The organism is Bradyrhizobium sp., from assembly GCF_016213215.1.
Classification (GTDB): Bacteria; Pseudomonadota; Alphaproteobacteria; order Rhizobiales; family Xanthobacteraceae; genus Bradyrhizobium.
The window spans coordinates 24,189-41,401 of the sequence record NZ_JACRAW010000008.1; the positions used below are offsets into that span (position 1 = coordinate 24,189).

15 protein-coding genes, 1 pseudogene and 1 riboswitch are annotated in these 17,213 nt (G+C 63.7%); of the genes and pseudogenes, 7 read left to right on the top strand and 9 right to left on the bottom strand.

What is annotated here, in order from left to right:
* The first annotated feature begins 215 nt into the window (after positions 1-215).
* Together HY852_RS01970 and HY852_RS01975 are read left to right on the top strand one after the other, a co-directional pair.
* Positions 216-704, top strand: a complete 489-nt coding sequence (locus HY852_RS01970) for an RNA polymerase sigma factor (RefSeq protein ID WP_291602180.1) — start codon at positions 216-218, stop codon at positions 702-704.
* Between the two features lie 66 nt (positions 705-770).
* Positions 771-1,541, top strand: a complete 771-nt coding sequence (locus HY852_RS01975; RefSeq protein WP_291602182.1) for an anti-sigma factor — start codon at positions 771-773, stop codon at positions 1,539-1,541.
* A 236-nt stretch (positions 1,542-1,777) separates the two neighbouring features.
* Here the strand turns inward: HY852_RS01975 and HY852_RS01980 are convergent, their stop codons facing one another.
* Both HY852_RS01980 and HY852_RS01985 read right to left on the bottom strand, forming a co-directional pair.
* Positions 1,778-2,731: a J domain-containing protein gene (locus HY852_RS01980; RefSeq protein WP_291602184.1), complete on the bottom strand. Its 954-nt coding sequence runs from the start codon at positions 2,729-2,731 to the stop codon at positions 1,778-1,780.
* A 115-nt stretch (positions 2,732-2,846) separates the two neighbouring features.
* Positions 2,847-3,359 (bottom strand): RT0821/Lpp0805 family surface protein, encoded by a 513-nt coding sequence (locus HY852_RS01985; protein ID WP_291602188.1) that lies wholly within the window; start codon positions 3,357-3,359, stop codon positions 2,847-2,849.
* 14 nt (positions 3,360-3,373) lie between these two features.
* Between HY852_RS01985 and pdxH the strand changes: the two genes are divergently transcribed.
* Positions 3,374-4,015 carry a pyridoxamine 5'-phosphate oxidase gene (gene pdxH / locus HY852_RS01990; RefSeq protein WP_291602190.1) on the top strand — a complete coding sequence of 214 codons (642 nt, stop codon included), beginning with the start codon at positions 3,374-3,376 and terminating at the stop codon, positions 4,013-4,015.
* Between the two features lie 18 nt (positions 4,016-4,033).
* The gene (locus HY852_RS01995; RefSeq protein ID WP_291602193.1) at positions 4,034-4,789 is read left to right on the top strand and encodes an SDR family NAD(P)-dependent oxidoreductase; all 756 of its coding nucleotides are present in this window, start codon (positions 4,034-4,036) and stop codon (positions 4,787-4,789) included.
* 484 nt (positions 4,790-5,273) lie between these two features.
* Here the strand turns inward: HY852_RS01995 and HY852_RS02000 are convergent, their stop codons facing one another.
* On the bottom strand, positions 5,274-6,251 hold the full coding sequence (locus tag HY852_RS02000; RefSeq protein ID WP_291602194.1) for a magnesium transporter CorA family protein: 978 nt from the start codon (positions 6,249-6,251) through the stop codon (positions 5,274-5,276).
* 341 nt (positions 6,252-6,592) lie between these two features.
* On the opposite strand from HY852_RS02000, the gene HY852_RS02005 reads away from it, so the two are divergent.
* A complete protein-coding gene (locus HY852_RS02005) occupies positions 6,593-7,273 on the top strand; it encodes a L,D-transpeptidase (protein WP_291602196.1) in 681 nt (226 codons plus the stop codon).
* A gap of 19 nt (positions 7,274-7,292) precedes the next feature.
* Here the strand turns inward: HY852_RS02005 and HY852_RS02010 are convergent, their stop codons facing one another.
* Positions 7,293-8,378 carry an extensin family protein gene (locus HY852_RS02010; RefSeq protein ID WP_291602198.1) on the bottom strand — a complete coding sequence of 362 codons (1,086 nt, stop codon included), beginning with the start codon at positions 8,376-8,378 and terminating at the stop codon, positions 7,293-7,295.
* 51 nt (positions 8,379-8,429) lie between these two features.
* On the opposite strand from HY852_RS02010, the gene HY852_RS02015 reads away from it, so the two are divergent.
* Together HY852_RS02015 and HY852_RS02020 are read left to right on the top strand one after the other, a co-directional pair.
* Complete coding sequence (locus HY852_RS02015; RefSeq protein WP_291602199.1) at positions 8,430-10,058, top strand: fatty-acid--CoA ligase; 1,629 nt, start codon at positions 8,430-8,432, stop codon at positions 10,056-10,058.
* Positions 10,059-10,262: 204 nt separating this feature from the next.
* On the top strand, positions 10,263-11,117 hold the full coding sequence (locus HY852_RS02020) for a DUF1499 domain-containing protein (protein WP_291602201.1): 855 nt from the start codon (positions 10,263-10,265) through the stop codon (positions 11,115-11,117).
* 105 nt (positions 11,118-11,222) lie between these two features.
* Here HY852_RS02020 and HY852_RS02025 read toward each other — a convergent pair whose 3' ends face one another.
* From HY852_RS02025 to HY852_RS02045, 5 genes and pseudogenes are all read right to left on the bottom strand, one after another.
* On the bottom strand, positions 11,223-12,146 hold the full coding sequence (locus HY852_RS02025) for an MBL fold metallo-hydrolase (protein WP_291602203.1): 924 nt from the start codon (positions 12,144-12,146) through the stop codon (positions 11,223-11,225).
* A gap of 170 nt (positions 12,147-12,316) precedes the next feature.
* The gene (locus tag HY852_RS02030; protein WP_291602205.1) at positions 12,317-13,531 is read right to left on the bottom strand and encodes an acyl-CoA dehydrogenase; all 1,215 of its coding nucleotides are present in this window, start codon (positions 13,529-13,531) and stop codon (positions 12,317-12,319) included.
* A 112-nt stretch (positions 13,532-13,643) separates the two neighbouring features.
* Complete coding sequence (ribB, locus tag HY852_RS02035; protein WP_291602207.1) at positions 13,644-14,720, bottom strand: 3,4-dihydroxy-2-butanone-4-phosphate synthase; 1,077 nt, start codon at positions 14,718-14,720, stop codon at positions 13,644-13,646.
* Between the two features lie 290 nt (positions 14,721-15,010).
* Positions 15,011-15,154, bottom strand: a pseudogene (locus tag HY852_RS02040) (6,7-dimethyl-8-ribityllumazine synthase); the annotation flags it as partial.
* A gap of 78 nt (positions 15,155-15,232) precedes the next feature.
* Positions 15,233-15,377, bottom strand: a riboswitch (FMN riboswitch).
* 56 nt (positions 15,378-15,433) lie between these two features.
* Positions 15,434-17,164: a cation:proton antiporter gene (locus HY852_RS02045; protein WP_291602210.1), complete on the bottom strand. Its 1,731-nt coding sequence runs from the start codon at positions 17,162-17,164 to the stop codon at positions 15,434-15,436.
* Between the last annotated feature and the right edge of the window lie 49 nt (positions 17,165-17,213).

A 17,213-nucleotide genomic window follows, 5' to 3' on the forward strand; every position in this document is an offset into this window, starting at 1 on the left:
ATTCGTCAGGTACACCAGCCCTCCTGCCCGGTACAGCCCCAATCGGCCGGGTCAAGGCCGTTTCCTGAGGCATGATCCGCACAAGTGGACGCCGGTCTTCCACGCGGCAAATTGCGCGAAAGATCATGCCCATCAAAAGGACCGGAATAGCTGCTTTGTTCGGGTGTTATGGCTTGCATAGGGCGTCCGCGCCGAGCCAACTTGTACGAGCTGACATGAGCGCCTTTCGCCAGAGCGTGGAAGCCATGATCCCGAGCCTGCGCCGCTACGCCCGGGCGCTGGCGCGTGACGCGGACGTGGCCGACGACCTGGTGCAGGACACCCTGGTGAGGGCGCTGCGTTCGGAGCGGCTGTTCCTCGGCGGCGACATCAGGAGCTGGCTCTATACGATCCTGACCAACCTCAACAAGAACCGGCGGCGGTCGCTCGCCCGCCGGCCGCAATTGATGCCGCTGTCGGACAATAACCCGGACGCCAGCGGCACCGAGGCCGAAGGCCGCGACATCGAGAAGGCGTTGTCCACGCTCGTCGAGGAGCAGCGTTCGGTGCTGCTGCTGGTGATGCTCGAAGGCCTGAGCTACCGCGAGGTCGCCGACATCCAGGGGGTGCCGATCGGCACGGTGATGTCGCGCCTGGCGCGCGCGCGGGCCCATGTCAGGGCCGCGCTCGACGGCGAGCGCCCTGCCCTACGGCGCGTGAAGTGATGCCATGTGCGAGACGGGTTCGAGCGGCGAACGATGTTTTCGACAGATTAGCCTGAGACCACAACCATGACCGACCGGAAGATTTCCATCACCGAAGACGAACTTCACGCGTACATCGACGGCGAGCTGCCGGCCGAGCGCCGCGCCGACGTCGAGGCCTACCTTGCGGCGCATCCCGAGGATGCCGAGCGAGTGCAGTCATGGCGCGCGATGGCCGAGATGCTGCATGCCCGCTACGACCGCGTCGCCAACGAACCGGTACCGAAACGGCTGGAAATCGATCGCCTGGTGCGTCAGCCGCGGAAATGGATGATTGGTGCGGCCGCCGCGGCGCTGCTCGCCTTCATCGCCGGCGGCGGCATCGGCTGGATCGCGCATGGCGCGGCCGCCTCGCCGCCCGCCTTCCAGAGCTTCACGCTGGATGCGCTCGACGCGCACCGGCTCTATGTCGTCGAGGTGCGCCATCCGGTGGAAGTGCCCGGCAATGAACTCGCCCATCTGCAGGCGTGGCTGACTAAGCGCTGCGGCTGGACCGTGCGCGCGCCGGACCTTGACGCCACCGGCCTGAAGCTGGTCGGCGGCCGGCTTCTGCCCGGCCCGAACGGCCCGGCATCCTTCCTGATGTATGAGAGCCCCTCGGGCGAGCGCTTTACCGTCTACGCCTCCAAGACCCCGGGCGGCTCGACACAGATGCGATACACGATGTTGGACAATGACGGGGCGCTGTTCTGGGCCGACCGCGGCGTCGGCTATGTCGTCAGCGGCGGCAGGGATCGCGAACGGCTGTCACAGGTCGCGCAGGCCGTCTACGACCAATCCGAGAAGAACGGGAGCTAGACACCGCCAAGAAGCGCGCGCCAAGATTCCGTCATCGAAAATCTGGAATCAAGCCATGGACGCGTCTCAATATAGCACCAGGTGATCACGCGAAAATGATGCCGTGTTCGATCCGCCGATCGACACGAAGGCGGCCTCGATTGGGGTTTGTTGGTACCGCGCTGGTCCCCCTTTCGAGGCCGCCGCTCTTTTAATTCTACCCGGCCAGGGTTGGTCGAGACGGCGCCCGCACTGGTTCAACCAAGGCCACTGCGCGGATTGTAGGGATGAGTACCCCTCCACTTCTCCATCAACGTCTCGAGCTCCGCGTCGTTCCCGTCGGGCAGCACGATGCGGGTGGTGACGAACAGGTCACCGCTGCCGCCGGCCTTGGGCAGACCCTTGCCTTTTAAGCGGAAGGTTCGGCCGCTGGAGGTATTCCTGGGGATCGACAATTCGACCGCGTTGCCGAGCGTGGGCACGCGGACCTTGCCACCCAGCACGGCCTCATAGAGGGTGATCGGCAGGTCGATCCTCAAATCGGCACCCTCGATCTTGAAGAAAGGATGCGGGGCGATGCTGACCGTGATCAAGAGGTCGCCGGGCGGATGACCGTGCGCGGTCTCGCCCTGGCCCTTTACCCGGATCTGCTGGCCCGCGGTCACGCCGGCCGGAATCTTGACGTTGAGTTCCTTGCCGGTCGGCAGCCGGACGCGCTTCTCGCCGCCCTTCACCGCCTCCTCCAGCGACACCGTCATGGCGACGTTGAGGTCTAGATCAAGGCCGATCCCGCCGGTCTCGAATTCAAAGGGGGTACCGCCCGCGGCGCGCCCGCCGCGCATGCCGCCGCCGAACATGCTGTTGAGAATGTCCTCGAACGCGCCCGCGCCCGCCCCCGCCCCGCCACTGCGAAACGTATGGCTCTCGAAGCCGCCCGGTCCGGCGCGGCCGCGCGCGCCGCCGCTGCCCGGAAAGCCCTGGAAGCGTGGCTTGCCCTCGGCATCGATTTCGCCGCGGTCGAACTGCTTGCGTTTCTCCTCGTCGCTGAGGATCTCGTTGGCCGTGTTGATCTCGGCAAAGCGTTCCGCCGCCTTGGGATCGTTCTTGTTGCTGTCAGGATGATGCTTCTTGGCGAGCTTGCGAAAAGCGCTCTTGATCGCCGCAGCGTTGGCGCCCCGCGGCACCCCCAAGACCTCATAGGGGTCGCGCATACGTCACGTCTCCTTCACGGAAGTCGGATGTTGGTTACCCAAGGGCTCCCCGCCCCCGCTTTCGGCTTCATCTGGGGTGCCCGTGGCATTTCTGCAACTATTCCACGGGACGATTCTAGCTTCGCCAAGGCTTTAGCGTATGAATCTCCCAGCGGCCATGGCCTGCCTGGCATCCGTTGCCCTGGAGCCAGGTTTCCGTGCGGCCGTTGACGTAGCTTGCGAGAAAATCGCGGCATCTGCGCCCATCCTCCGACGAATAGGCTTGAGCCAAAGGGGTCACCGAGCCACGGGCTCCCGTCTGCGGATTTTCCCAGTGCTGGCTGAAATCCTTGTCGCCCTTGCTCAGCACGTCGGCAGCGGCATTGCGAGCGAAGGCAAGATCGGTGTCGGTCGGCTGGGGATCTTTGGCCGGGGGCGTAATCGTCCCCGTGACTTCCTCACCATCCAACTTGGCAAACGGCCCGTCGGTGCGGGAGAAGCTGCAGCCCGCTGCGGCCATCCCGACCAGAATTGCTGTCATCACGGCCCCGGCCGGCCGGATCACCGATAGGCCAATGCGTCCCCATGGCCTATATAGGATGAAGTTGTCGTGGGTTGACACCACGCTTTGGGCCGCGGGCGGACGCAATTCGGACTCCTGACATGACCGACACGACCTCGATCAAACACCCGACACCATTAACATCCGGTGATTTTACCGCCGCCGATGAGCCGTTCGCGCTGTTCGCCGACTGGCTCGCCGAAGCCGAGAAGAGCGAATTGAACGATCCGAACGCGATGGCGTTGGCAACGGTCGACCCCGACGGCCTGCCGGACGTGCGAATGGTGCTGATGAAGGGCTTTGATACCAACGGCTTTGTCTTCTACAGCCATATCGCCAGTCAAAAGGGCCGCGAACTCGCCGCAAATCCTAAGGCCGCGTTACTTTTTCACTGGAAGTCGCTGCGTCGGCAGGTCCGTATCCGCGGCAACGTGTCGCCGGTAAGCGATGCCGAAGCCGACGCTTATTTCGCAACGCGGCCGAAGCAGGCCCAGCTCGGCGCCTGGGCCAGCAAGCAATCGCAGCCGCTGGAGAGCCGCTTCGCCTTCGAGCAGGCCATCGCCAAAGTCGCCGCGAAATACATGATCGGAGAGGTGCCGCGGCCGCCCGGCTGGAGCGGCTGGCGCATCAGCCCGTTGCGAATCGAGTTCTGGCACGATCGTCCGTTCCGCCTGCATGACCGCATCGAATTCCGCCGCGCCGCGACCGACCAGCCCTGGTCCAAGACGCGCCTTTATCCGTGAACGAGAAGAGCCCGATCCATGCCGACATCTTCAAACTCGCAGCAGCGCCGCACCCTGCTTCTAACCGGCGCCAGTCGGGGCATCGGCCACGCCACGGTGATTAGGTTCTCCAGCGCCGGCTGGCGCGTGATCACCTGCTCGCGGCACCCTTTTCCGGAGGAATGTCCGTGGGGCGCCGGGCCCGAGGACCACATCCAGGTCGACCTTGGCGACCACGCCGACACCGTGCGGGCCATCGCCGAGATCCGCAGGCGCCTGGAAGGGGGCGAACTGCACGCGCTGGTCAACAATGCGGCCATCTCGCCGAAGGCGCCCGGCGGCGCCCGGCTGGGTACGGTCGACACCGACCTCGACATCTGGACTCACGTCTTCAACGTCAACTTCTTCGCGCCGATCATGATGGCGCGCGGGCTTATCGCGGAACTGAAGAAGGCGAAGGGCTCGGTGGTGAACGTCACCTCGATCGCTGGCTCGCGCGTGCATCCCTTCGCCGGCGCCGCCTATGCGACGTCCAAAGCGGCGCTCGCCTCATTGACGCGCGAGATGGCTTCCGACTTCGGCCGCATCGGCGTTCGCGTCAACTCGATCGCGCCCGGCGAGATCGACACCTCGATCCTGTCGCCGGGAACCGAGAAGATCGTGGAACAGCAGATCCCGATGCACCGGCTCGGCACGCCCGACGAGGTGGCGAAGATCATCTATGTGCTGTGCACCGAGACATCGTCCTACGTGAACGGCGCCGAGATCCATATCAACGGCGGTCAGCACGTCTGAAGACCGATGGGATCGGCGAAGAGCCGTTGCGCTTAAGGTTTCTGATTAAGTATGAAAACCGGTGCGCATTCCTGGATCACGGCACCCCGGCACCGGATCGTCTCGCAAGCAGTGGTCGGATGCCCATCATTCCGACCAGGCGTTAATCAGTCAGCAACGAACCGTCGTGGCGCGCTTCGTTGAACGCGCACCGACACGTTGAACGCGCTCGAGCATTCTTCCTCGTTCTCGCCGTCGAGCAATGGTGCTCCGCAATGACGGCAAAGCCGCCTGGCAAACGCCGGCGCCTTGCCGCACGCACGGTCCTGATGATAGCGCGCGAAATCGATGACCTTCCGGGGTGATGTTATGTTTTCTTCAACCATGGTGTCCTCGCGGGCTTGCTTGCCATTTATCGCAGACAAGTTTCGCCCAAACGTTCAGTCCACCGCTCAAATTTTAGGTGAGGAATTGAGGCGGCGAATTCCACAACGTGCCACGAACGTTAAAGCCACTTCTTCCACTTGAATAAGTAGTAGGGCACGACCGCCACGATCAGCATCAGCACCAGCGCCATCGGATAACCGTGAACCCATTCGAGTTCCGGCATCAGCCTGAAGTTCATGCCGTAGATCGAGGCGACCAGCGTCGGCGGCATTAACACCACCGCCATCACCGAAAACAGCTTGATGATGTTGTTCTGCTCGAGGTTGACGACGCCGAGCATGGCGTCCAGCACGAAAGTGATCTTGTTGGACAGATAGGAGACGTGATCGGTCAGCGACGCGACGTCGCGCTGCATCGTCTTCAGTTGCTCGCGCATGTCCTTCGACCACTTCACTCCTTCCACAGCCGCCGAGAGGAACGTCACCAGTCGTCCGATCGAGACCAGGCTCTCACGAATCTTCGACGCCAGGTCCCCCTTGCGGCCGATCGCGATCAGGATCTGGGCGTAGGCCTTGGCGTGACCGTGACGCTGGCTCTCGGGTTCGAAGATGGCGTGCGACACCTCATCGACTTCCGCACCCACGCGCTCCAGAATGTCCGCGCAGCGATCGATCACCGCGTCGAGCAGTTCCATCAGGACCATCTCGCCGGTGATGCCGGCTGCACATGACCGCGCCAGCTTGTTCTCGACCAGGGCAAATGGCCTCGGCGTGTCGTAGCGCACCGTGACCAGGCGATGTCCCGCCAGGATGAAGGTCACGGCGGCGGTCCGCGGCATGTCGGTGTCGGAATGGCACATCAATGTCGCGGTCATGTAGCGCGCGCCGTTCTCGATATAGAGCCGGCTGGAAATCTCGATTTCCTGCATGTCCTCGCGCGTCGGTACTGCAATGCCGGCGAGCCGCTCCACGGCCCTGTCCTCGGCAGAGGTCGGTTTGACCAGGTCGATCCAGACCGCGTTTTCCGGCAGGTTCGACCCGTCGTCGATGGTGACCTTCTTCAGCGAGGACTCGGAGGGAACGAAGACCGAAAACATGAGCACCTCCAGGAAGGGCGGCCGACAACCGGAAAGGACTTACCGCGATTCTGGCAAGCGCCTGATGACAAGCTGGGTGGGTGATTTGTGGCGCCAGATGGGCAATACCGTGGCATGAATTCGGCCCGCCGGCGCGGTTTGCCCAAGAATCAACCGCGGATTGACCCAAAACTCCAAAACTTGCGGCAAAAAAGCCACAACTGACCTCCCGCAGTGCAGGAAGATGGCCGCGGCTCTGGAACTGTGGCAGAATTCGAAGATAATATCGGCCTAATGGAGTCGTGGAGTTCCGGGGTCAGCCTCGGCGCCGCGATGAATATTTTTCGATCGGAAATATGCCCATGTCGCTGAAGCTGAAACTGGGGATTTTGGCCGCCGGCCTGATGCTGTCGGGCTGCATGCAGGCCACGACCTACGAGGCGACAAACACGTCGAACTTCAAGCCGCGCGACAAGGAATATCTGTCCAAGATTAAGTACACCAACACGCCGGTTTCAGAGCCCTTCCGCAGGGCGATCGTCGAGTACCACCGCAAGGAGTCTCCCGGTTCCATCGTGGTGGATTCCGACAACCACTATCTCTATTACGTGCTCGAAGGCGGCAAGGCGATCCGCTACGGCATCACCGTCGGCGAAGAAGCCATGGCGTGGTCCGGCATCGCCAAGATCGGCAGCATGACCGAGTGGCCGGCGTGGCATCCGACTCCCAGTGAAATCTCGCGCCTCGGCGTGCCGACCTACGTGGCGCCCGGCCCCGACAATCCGATGGGTTCGCGCGCGATGTATCTGTATTCGGGCGGCAAGGACACGCTGTTCCGTCTCCACGGCACCAACCAGCCTGAATATATCGGCGCCTCGATCTCCTCGGGCTGCATCCGCCTGACCAACGAGGACGCAATCGATCTGTATAACCGCGTGAAGGTCGGTACCATCGTGGTGGTGCTTGAGAAGAATCACGGTGACTCGCCCTACAAGTCGCACCTTGCGCTGCAAGGCGGCGGCAACTCCAACGCGACACCGTAGGAAGCGCTCCTTTCGGGATTTAAAAGCGCCGGCTTGGCCGGCGCTTTTCTTTTGAAGGACGCGTTTCGCCGGAAGTCGGCGCAGTCTCGCCGGCTGGGGGCGCTTCTGGATTGCCGGACTTCCGCTCTGCGGAGTTGCCCGCCTCCGGTCCCTCCTGATCGGATCTGGTCGCTACCTCGCGCGGAGGGGCTTGCTCCGGACGCTCGGCCGGCAGCAAGGGCGCGATCTGCGGCAGCGGATCCCACACGTCCCACTGGCAGATTCGGTAGCCGTTGCGCCGCTGCGCGAGATCAAGATGGATGTGGTCCTCGTGATACCAGTCCGACCCTGGACCGAGCACGGTGGTGAACCGACCGCAAACCGAATGCAGCACGCGTTCGCGCACCTCGCGCGGAACGGTGCGGTCGGTCAGCCCTACCGATTGACCGTTCGCGAGCTTGAAGGCGCGCACGTCGAGCGCGTTGGCACGGCCATGTTCCGACAGCATGGCGCCGGCGACGCGATTGCGGCCGCGACATTCGTAAGCATCGAAATTGTCGAGGTCGGTGACCCGGCTGCCGAGGCTTTCCGCCAACCGCGCCACGTCCGACCGCACCCAGTCGGCAAGCGCCGAAGCCATGCTGCAGCGGAGGGTCGCGGCAGGCTTGACCGCGACCCGGCTCTTGTCCGCCAGCACGATCGCCTCCAGCCGCACCAGATCCTCGCCGCCGCAACCACCGGGACCACGAATGTCGGGGATGCTCGGCGCAATCGCGATCTCTTCGGTAAGCGCGACCCGACAGGCTGAGGGCTGAGGCTCGGCCGGCTCGCCCTGCCCGACCTGCTTTTCGGTTGCAGACGCCCCCTGCTTAGCCACCGGCTGGGCCCGCGGCGGCGCGTCCGCCGGCCGCGGCCTAGGCAGGGGCACCATTGTTGCGCTAACGGTGCCGCGCAGCCTGGGTGGATCGGCCCGGAACTGAGCGCCGCTCGGTGCGTGCTGTTGTGCGGCAGCCGTGTGCGACGAAAGGATGAGGGCGCAGAGAGTGCCGGTAACCATTGCCTCGACGGCGGACACCAAGTCGCGAGAAGACCATTTGCGGCACACGTTCCGCACGCTAAAATTCATGGCAACATTTAGACCCGGCGCGTTCGGCGCCACAGTTGGAGGGACGTCTGTATGCTTGGTTTGATGCAAGATTGGCCGCTGCTTTGCCACCGGATCATCGAGCACGCCGCAAGATTCCACGGCACACAGGAGGTCGTGACACGATCGGTCGAAGGCCCGATTCATCGCACCAACTATGCCCAAATCCACGCCCGGTCGCTCAAGGTCTCGCAGATGCTGGACCGCCAAGGCATCAAGCTCGGCGACCGCGTGGCCACGATTGCCTGGAATACCTGGCGCCATCTTGAAGTCTGGTACGGCATCATGGGCATCGGCGCGATCTGCCACACGGTCAATCCGCGGCTGTTCCCCGACCAGATCGCCTGGATTGTCAATCACGCCCAGGACCGCATCATCATCACCGACCTTACCTTTGTACCGGTCCTGGAAAAGCTTGCCGACAAGCTCCCGAGCGTCGAGCGCTACATCGTCCTCACCGACAAGGCGCACATGCCGGAGACCTCGCTGAAGAACGCGGTCGCCTATGAAGAGTGGATCGCGCAGGCGGACGGCGATTTCAAGTGGAAGAGCTTCGACGAGAACACTGCGGCCGCGATGTGCTACACCTCGGGCACGACCGGCGATCCCAAGGGCGTGTTGTATTCGCATCGCTCGAACGTGCTGCATGCGCTCATGGCCAACAACGTCGACGCCCTCGGCACCAGCGCCTCCGAGACAATGCTGCCGGTAGTCCCCCTGTTCCATGCCAACAGCTGGGGCATCGCCTTCTCCGCGCCCACCATGGGCACCAAGCTGGTGATGCCGGGCGCCAAGCTCGACGGCGCGTCGGTCTACGAATTGCTTTCCACCGAGAAGGTGACGCATACCGCGGGCGTGCCGACGGTGTGGCTGATGCTGCTCCAGCACATGGCCGCCAACAACCTGAAACTGCCTCACCTGAAGATGGTGGTGTGCGGCGGCTCGGCGATGCCGCGTTCGATGATCAAGACCTTCGTCGACATGGGCATCGGCGTGCGCCACGCCTGGGGCATGACCGAAATGAGTCCGATCGGCACCGTCGCCGCGCTCAAGCCTCCCTTCACCGAACTGACCGGCGAGGCGCGGCTCGATGTGCTGCAGACCCAGGGCTATCCGCCATTCGGCGTGCAGATGAAGATCACCGACGACGCCGGAAAAGAGCTGCCGTGGGACGCCAAGACATTCGGCCGGCTGAAGGTCGCGGGACCTGCTGTCGCCAAGGCCTATTACCGCGTCGACAGCAATATCCTCGACGAGGAAGGCTTCTTCGATACCGGTGACGTCTCGACCATCGACGAGGATGGCTACATGCGCATTACCGATCGCTCCAAGGACGTGATCAAGTCCGGCGGCGAGTGGATTTCCTCCATCGACCTGGAGAACCTCGCGGTCGGTCATCCGGCCGTGGCGGAAGCGGCCGTCATCGGCGTGCATCATCCGAAGTGGGACGAGCGGCCGCTGCTGATCGTGCAGCTCAAGCAGGGCCAGAAGGCCACTCGCGATGACATTCTGAAGTTCATGGAAGGCAAGATCGCCAAGTGGTGGATGCCCGATGACGTCGCCTTCGTCGAGGGCATTCCGCACACCGCGACCGGCAAGATCATGAAGACGACATTGCGCGACCAGTTCAAGGACTACCGGTTCCCCAACGCAGCAGCTTAGCCATGATGCCCGGCTAGTCCGGGGCATCGCCATATCTCGCACCGTGTGATTTCCGGGCTGGCGCTCAGGCGCCGGCCCGGAATGATGATGACGCCGCTGTGCGCGCCTCCAAACTCCCTTGAATTTATCGCCGCGGCATGGTCTCAACGGACCATCAGGCCCCCGCTCCGGCGGCAGTGCTTAAACTCCGGCAGAACCCGACCGATGGCCCGCAGGTTTTCCGCTCCCTACCAGCAGGAGCCCGTGTCCAGCCTCGCCAACTGGGCGCGCAATCTCGCCGTGTTCGCGGTCGTGGCGGTGCTGGTCTCGATCATCATCGTCCGCTTCGGCTTTCTGGAGATCAAGCCGGCGCTTGCGACCTTCTTGGGCGCGCTTGCCATGGCCGCGCTCTCGATCCTGGTGGGATTGGCCGGCTTTGCCGCGATCTGGCAGAACGGCACGCGCGGCATGAGCCGGATCCTGCTCGCGTTTCTGATTGACGCGCTGGTGCTCGCCTATCCCGCCTATCTCGGCCTGCAATACCGGCGACTGCCGCAGATCCATGACATCACCACCGACCCCATCGATCCGCCGCGCTTCGAAGCCCTGGCGCGCCTGCGCACCGGTGACGGGGCCAACACGGCCGTCTATGCCGGCCTCTACTCCGCCGAACAGCAGCGCCAGTTCTATCCGGAGATCGAGCCGGTCGAGCTCGAAATCCCGGTCGAGCGCGCCTATGCGGTCGCGCTCCAACTGGTCAACAAGCGCAAATGGCTGGTCATCGACGAGCGCGCGCCGCAGCCCTCCCGCCGGGTCGGACGCATCGAGGCGGTGGCGCGCACGCCGATCATGGGCTTCCGTGAGGACGTTTCGATCCGGGTCATTGCCGACGGCGAGGATTCCCGGGTCGATATTCGCTCATCGTCGCGCTATTTCGAAAGCGATCTCGGCAGCAATGCCGCGCGCATCAGCAAGTTCATCGAGGATCTCAACACCGCGGCCGAGACCGTCGCGCTGAAGCCGGTAAAGAAGGCGCCGGTCGTGCCGACCAAGCCGTCGGCAAAGACAGTGAAGAAGTAAGTGCCCTGCCGTAACGAGCGAACCGGAATCTCGCGCCATGGTCTCCAGATTCCCCGGTGCGCGATTGCGTACCGTGGTTTGCGCTGCGCGCGCCCCGGAATGACCTCAAGCGTTCGCCAGCCGGTACGTTCCCGTGATCACCGGATCGCCGTCGGTCACGACCACGCCCCGCGCGACGAGATCCTCCAGATGCGCCAGCACCGAATAGCCGGCCGCGGTCGTGAGGCGTGGGTCGATTCCGATATAGATCGCCCGCACCATCGTCGGGATATCGGTCTCGCCTTTCCCGAGGCGGTGCAGGATGGAGGTTTCCCGCGCCTTGCGATGGCGGATCAGGAAACGGACATAGCGCGGCCCTTCCGGAATCTCCGGGCCATGGCCGGAGAAGTACAGATCCTCCTCGCGCTGCGTGAGGCGCTCGAGCGAATCCATGTAGTCGATCATGGATCCGTCCGGCGGCGCCACGATCGAGGTCGACCAGCCCATGACATGGTCACCGACGAACGAGATCTTGTGCTCCGGCCAGGCGAAGACGAGATGATTGGCGGTGTGGCCCGGCGTGGCCACCGCTTCCAGCCTCCAGCCTGAGCCTTCGACCACATCGCCATGGCCGAGGGCAACGTCGGGCGCGAAATCGCGGTCGGCGCCCGATTCCGGATTGTGCTTCTCGCTCTCGAAGCGCGGCCGCGAAGCACGGTGCGGCCCCTCCGCATAGACGACCGCGCCGGTCGCCGCCTTGATCCGCGGAGTATTGGGCGAATGATCGCGATGGGTGTGGGTGACCAGGATGTGCGTGACGGTTTCGCCGCGCACCGCATCGAGCACCGCCGCCGCATGAGCCTCGTTGTCGGGGCCGGGGTCGATGATGGCGACGTTGCCCTGCCCTACGATGTAGGTCACCGTGCCGCTCATGGTGAACGGGCCCGGATTGTCGCACAGGATGCGGCGCAGGCCCGGACGGACTTCTTCCACGATACCCGGCTTGAGCGGAAAGTGGCGGTTGAACGGGACGTCGTCGTTATCGGCCATGAGTTTTCCTGTAAAGTGGCGTCGCAGTCTTGATCGTCATGCCCCGCGAAGGCGGGGCATCCAGTAAACACCGACGGTCGAGACGAAGGCGAGGTCTCTGGAATACTGGATCGTCCGCTTTCGCGGACGATGACAGCAGAACCTGACAGTCACGGCGGCGTTCCCAGCCCTCACGAGAAGGCCTGGATGCCGGTAATGGCGCGGCCCAGGATCAGGGCGTGAACGTCGTGGGTACCCTCATAGGTGTTGACCGTCTCGAGGTTATGCACGTGCCGCATCACGTGGTACTCACTGGAGATGCCGTTGCCGCCGTGCATGTCGCGCGCCATGCGGGCGATGTCGAGCGACTTGCCGCAATTATTGCGCTTGACGATCGAGATCATCTCCGGCGCCATTTTGCCTTCATCCATCAGGCGGCCGACGCGCAGCGAGGCCTGGAGTCCCAGCGCGATCTCGGTCTCCATGTCCGCAAGCTTCTTCTGCACCAGTTGGGTCGCGGCCAGCGGCCGGCCGAACTGCTTGCGGTCGAGCGTGTATTGCCGCGCGCGGTGCATGCAGTCCTCCGCCGCCCCCATCGCCCCCCAGGAGATGCCGTAACGGGCCCGGTTGAGACAGCCGAACGGCCCCTTCAGCCCGGAGACGTTGGGCAGGAGGGCGCTTTCGGGAACCACGACGCCGTCCATCACGACCTCGCCGGTGATGGAGGCGCGAAGGGAAAGCTTGCCGTTGATCTTGGGCGCCGAGAGGCCCTTCATGCCCTTTTCGAGGACGAAGCCGCGGATCTGGTTGTCGTGCGCGGCGGACTTCGCCCACACCACGAACACGTCGGCGATCGGAGCGTTCGAAATCCACGTTTTGCTGCCGTTGAGCCGATAACCGTCGGACACCTTCTCGGCACGGGTCTTCATCCCTCCCGGGTCCGAGCCGGCATCGGGCTCGGTAAGTCCGAAGCAGCCGACCCACTCGCCGGTGGCGAGCTTCGGCAGATATTTCTTGCGCTGGTTCTCGTCGCCATAGGCGTAGATCGGATACATCACCAGCGAGGACTGCACCGAGTTCATCGAGCGGTAGCCTGAATCCACCCGCTCGATCTCGCGCGCGACGAGGCCATAGGCGACATAGCTCGCATTGGCGCAGCCATATTCCTCCGGCAGCGTGATGCCGATCAGCCCGAGCTCACCCATCTCGGTGAAGATCTCCCGGTCGGTCTTCTCCTCGAGATAGGCCTTGGTGATGCGCGGCAGCAGCTTGTCCTGGGCGTAGGCGCGCGCGGTATCGCGCACCATGCGCTCGTCTTCGGTGAGTTGCTCATCGAGCAGGAACGGATCGTCCCACTTGAATGGAGCCGCGGATGGCTTGTCCTTGGCCTGAGGGCGCGCGCTCATAATGGATCCTTTCAATCTGTTCCGACAATCTTCCGACAAATTAAGGCGCTGCAGCCCGAAGCGCAATTGCGCAACTTCGGCGCAGCCCCGCGCCGTCCGTCAAACCACGACGCTAGATTTCAAGGTTTTCGGTCGCCACGATCTCGATGCCGAACCCGGACAGGCCCTTGTACTCGTGCACCGACGAGGTGAGATGTCGGATCGAGGTGATGCCGAGATCACGCAGGATCTGGGCGCCGACGCCGACCTCGCGCCACTGCCTGTGGCGGTCGGCTTCCGCCGTTCCTTCGTTCGGCAACGGTTCAACCGGAACGCCGGCTGCGCCGTCGCGCAGATAAACCAATACGCCGCGCCCTTCCTTCTTGAAATGACCGAGCACGGCCTGGATGCGCTTCGGCCCGGAGAATATCTCCTTAACGATGTTGGGCTTGTGAAACCGCGTCAGCACGTTCTTGCCGTCGCCCACGCCGTTATAGACGAAGGCGACATGGGCGATGGAGTCGAACGGAGAGCGATAGGCATATCCCTGGAGCGGCCCGATCGGGCTGTCGGTGGTGAACGTTGCGACCCGCTCGATCAGCTTCTCGCGAGCCTGGCGATAAGCGATCATGTCGGCGATGGTGACGTGCTTGAGATTGTGCTGCTTGGCGAACCGCGCTACCTGCTCGCCCTTCATCACCGAGCCGTCGTCGTTCATGAGCTCGCTGATCACGCCGACGGGGGGAAGGCCGGCCAGCTTGCACAGATCGACCGCCGCCTCGGTATGACCCGAGCGCAGAAGCACGCCGCCGTCCTTGGCGATCAGCGGGAACACGTGGCCCGGCCGCGCGAAATCGGCGGCGCCGACATTGGGGTTGGCAAGCGCGCGGCAGCAGGACGCGCGCTCCTCCGCCGAGATGCCGGTGCCGCCGTCCGGCTTGTAGTCGATCGATACGGTAAACGCCGTGGTATGCGCCGACTCGTTGTGGGCGACCATGGGGTCCAGTCGCAGCCGACGCGCATCCTCGGTGCTGATCGGCGCGCAGACGATGCCCGAGGTGTGCCGGATGATGAACGCCATCTTCTCGGCGGTGCAGAGCGAGGCCGCGACGATCAGATCGCCCTCGCCTTCACGGTCCTCGTCGTCGGTGACGACCACGAGTTCGCCCTTGGCAAAGGCTTGAAGTACTTCCTGAACGGTATTGGGCATTTCCAGATCTCACTTGTTGAGGGGAGGATTAGCCGGACTTCGCACTGCGCGCTAGTCCGTGCGGTTGTGAATTGGCCATGTCCGCCCGGCCTCCAATGAGGGGCGTAAGAAGCGGATATGCCGGCATCGACACGACGGGCGGGAGAAAACGAACGTGGCCCCGTTCGCCTTCGTCGGCTGCAGGGCAGCATTGGAAGGCGTGCCAGAGTGGTACCTGGTCAGCCCGTCCCGGTCAGGTTGATGGATTGGCAGCCTGCCGTCGCCATGGCGACAAGCCTGTGCTTGTCGCGGTCGCGGGCAAGAACATCGGCGCCTGACGCATCGAACACGTCGACCTGCTGCACCGGGATCAACTGCGAAAAGCCGTCCAAGGAACTGCTGGCAATATCAGCATTCCGGTTGGCTTTGACGAACGCGTAGCGGGTGTGTGTCACGGTGATCTCCTTTCCGGTAAACGACACGTCACCCAAGGCGATCACGTGCGCGCCGACGCCGCATCAGCGGGCCGGCTCGCGCGTTCTCTTTCATCCGGACTTTAACCGTCGGCTCAGGCATCGCACCTGATCTGCTAGACCCTTCCAGTGGAAGGCGCTCGCGGGCTCGCAGCATCGGCTGCATACCGCCGGTAGGGAGTTTCACCCTGCCCTGAGAACTCCCGCATGCTGCATCGCGCGGACAAACGCGTCAAGGTCGAGTTGCTCGAGGCGCTCGGCTCAAGGCAACACCTCGCGCCGTTCGCTGAGAACGGCGTCCAGCTCGGCGCGCTTGTCCTCGAGGAGCCCCGCATCGGCCGCTTCGATCACCGCAAAAAGCTCATGGGCGTCGCTCAGTCGCGTAACCGTGACGTAGTCGGCGCCGGCCGCGTAGAGCTCGGGGACGTCGGACAGAAGATCGGCGGTGGCGACGATCCTGGCGCTGGAGTTCAGGGCGCGGATATGCCGGACCAGCTTCTCGTTGGTGGCCCCTTTCAGGAGCGCGTCCGGAACGCTCAGGATTACGATCTCGGCCTTGCCGACGCCGGCGTGGAGCAAGGTGTCGACATTGCTGATATCGCCGTAAATCACATGCTGACCGCGCGAAAGCAGGGTCTGGTATACTTGCGGGTTGAAATCAACCACCGTGATCTGGTCAAGCAGGAGCGGATTCTGCCGCTCGATTTCCGCCAGCAGGGCGCTCGCCGCACGGAAAAAGCCGAGAACGACGATCCGGCGCACCTCGCCATGCCCTCCGCCGTGGCCCTCCTCCCCCTCACCATGGCGGTGATCGAGATCACGCAGGCCGAGCCGCTTCAAGGGGCCGATCGCTCGCCTGGTGAGTTCGTCGCTGCGCACCATCACGAAGGTGCTCAAGACGGCGAGCACGACGAACGCGAAGGAAGCCGCGCTCGCGGTCTCGGGCTTGATGTGCCCGGCGATGGCGCCGGTCTGGATAACGACCAGCGAAAACTCGCTGATCTGGGCGAGGTTGATTGCCGGCAGAAGGCTGGCGCGCAGGCCCTGCTTCATCAGGTAGAGCGGCGTGAAGGTGGTCAGGACGCGGCTCACCACCGTGAACAGGGCGATCGTGAGCGCGAGCCCGATCACCGACATGTTGGGCACCGGGATCGTCATGCCGAGCGCGACGAAGAACAGCGTGATGAAGAAGTCGCGCAGGGTTGTGAGCTTGGCGGTGACGTCGAGCGCGTAAGGGAAGGTCGAGAGCGATACTCCGGCGACCAGCGAGCCCATCTCGCGCGACAGCGACAGCCTTTCGGCGACCTCCCCGATCAGGAAGCACCAGGCCAGCGCCCCCAGCAGCACAAGTTCAGGGCGGCGCGCGATGTGGTGAAACAGCCACGGAAGGATGTAGCGGCTGATCACCAGAGCGGTAGCAACCAGGACGCCGACGCGAGCGATCGAGAACAGGATCACGGTGAGCTTGAGGTCGGCCAGGCTCGGCTGCACGGCCAGGAACAGGATGGCGAAGACATCCTGCAGCACCAGAATGCCGAGCGTGACGCGACCGGGCAGCGTGTCCAGTTCGCGCTTCTCGTAGAGCACCTTGACGATGATGACGGTGCTCGACAGCGCGCAGGCGACGCAGAGATAGAGCGCGTCAAAGGCGCCGCCGCCGAGCGACAGCCCGAGGGCGACGAAGAACAGAATGCCAAGCACGGAGCCGCCGAGGAGCTGGCCGCCCGCCGCAAACAGGATCACCGGACCGGCGCGCACGATTTTCTTCAGGTCGATCTCGAGCCCGATCATGAACAGCATGAAGATCAGGCCGAGCTCGGAGATGACGTTGATCGATTCCTGCGACTTGACCCAGCCGGTGCCGAATGGACCTATACAAAAGCCGGCGATAAGGTAGGCGAGGATCAGCGGCTGCCGCGAGAAATGGGCCAACAGCCCGAGCAGCCAGGCAAACAGGATAGAGAGGGTGATATTGCCAATGAGCTCATGCATGTCCGACCAATCCCCTGGTTGCACCGTAACGGCGGGGCGCTAGGAGGCA

Coding starts and splice junctions, on each gene's coding strand:
- HY852_RS02030 (WP_291602205.1), bottom strand. CDS start 13,531: ATGAGCGCGCGCCCTCAGGCCAAGGACAAGCCATCCGCGGCTCCATTC.
- HY852_RS01970 (WP_291602180.1), top strand. CDS start 216: ATGAGCGCCTTTCGCCAGAGCGTGGAAGCCATGATCCCGAGCCTGCGC.
- HY852_RS02045 (WP_291602210.1), bottom strand. CDS start 17,164: ATGCATGAGCTCATTGGCAATATCACCCTCTCTATCCTGTTTGCCTGG.
- HY852_RS02015 (WP_291602199.1), top strand. CDS start 8,430: ATGCTTGGTTTGATGCAAGATTGGCCGCTGCTTTGCCACCGGATCATC.
- HY852_RS01975 (WP_291602182.1), top strand. CDS start 771: ATGACCGACCGGAAGATTTCCATCACCGAAGACGAACTTCACGCGTAC.
- HY852_RS01980 (WP_291602184.1), bottom strand. CDS start 2,731: ATGCGCGACCCCTATGAGGTCTTGGGGGTGCCGCGGGGCGCCAACGCT.
- pdxH (WP_291602190.1), top strand. CDS start 3,374: ATGACCGACACGACCTCGATCAAACACCCGACACCATTAACATCCGGT.
- HY852_RS02020 (WP_291602201.1), top strand. CDS start 10,263: ATGGCCCGCAGGTTTTCCGCTCCCTACCAGCAGGAGCCCGTGTCCAGC.
- HY852_RS02010 (WP_291602198.1), bottom strand. CDS start 8,378: ATGAATTTTAGCGTGCGGAACGTGTGCCGCAAATGGTCTTCTCGCGAC.
- ribB (WP_291602207.1), bottom strand. CDS start 14,720: ATGCCCAATACCGTTCAGGAAGTACTTCAAGCCTTTGCCAAGGGCGAA.
- HY852_RS02025 (WP_291602203.1), bottom strand. CDS start 12,146: ATGGCCGATAACGACGACGTCCCGTTCAACCGCCACTTTCCGCTCAAG.
- HY852_RS02005 (WP_291602196.1), top strand. CDS start 6,593: ATGTCGCTGAAGCTGAAACTGGGGATTTTGGCCGCCGGCCTGATGCTG.
- HY852_RS02000 (WP_291602194.1), bottom strand. CDS start 6,251: ATGTTTTCGGTCTTCGTTCCCTCCGAGTCCTCGCTGAAGAAGGTCACC.
- HY852_RS01995 (WP_291602193.1), top strand. CDS start 4,034: ATGCCGACATCTTCAAACTCGCAGCAGCGCCGCACCCTGCTTCTAACC.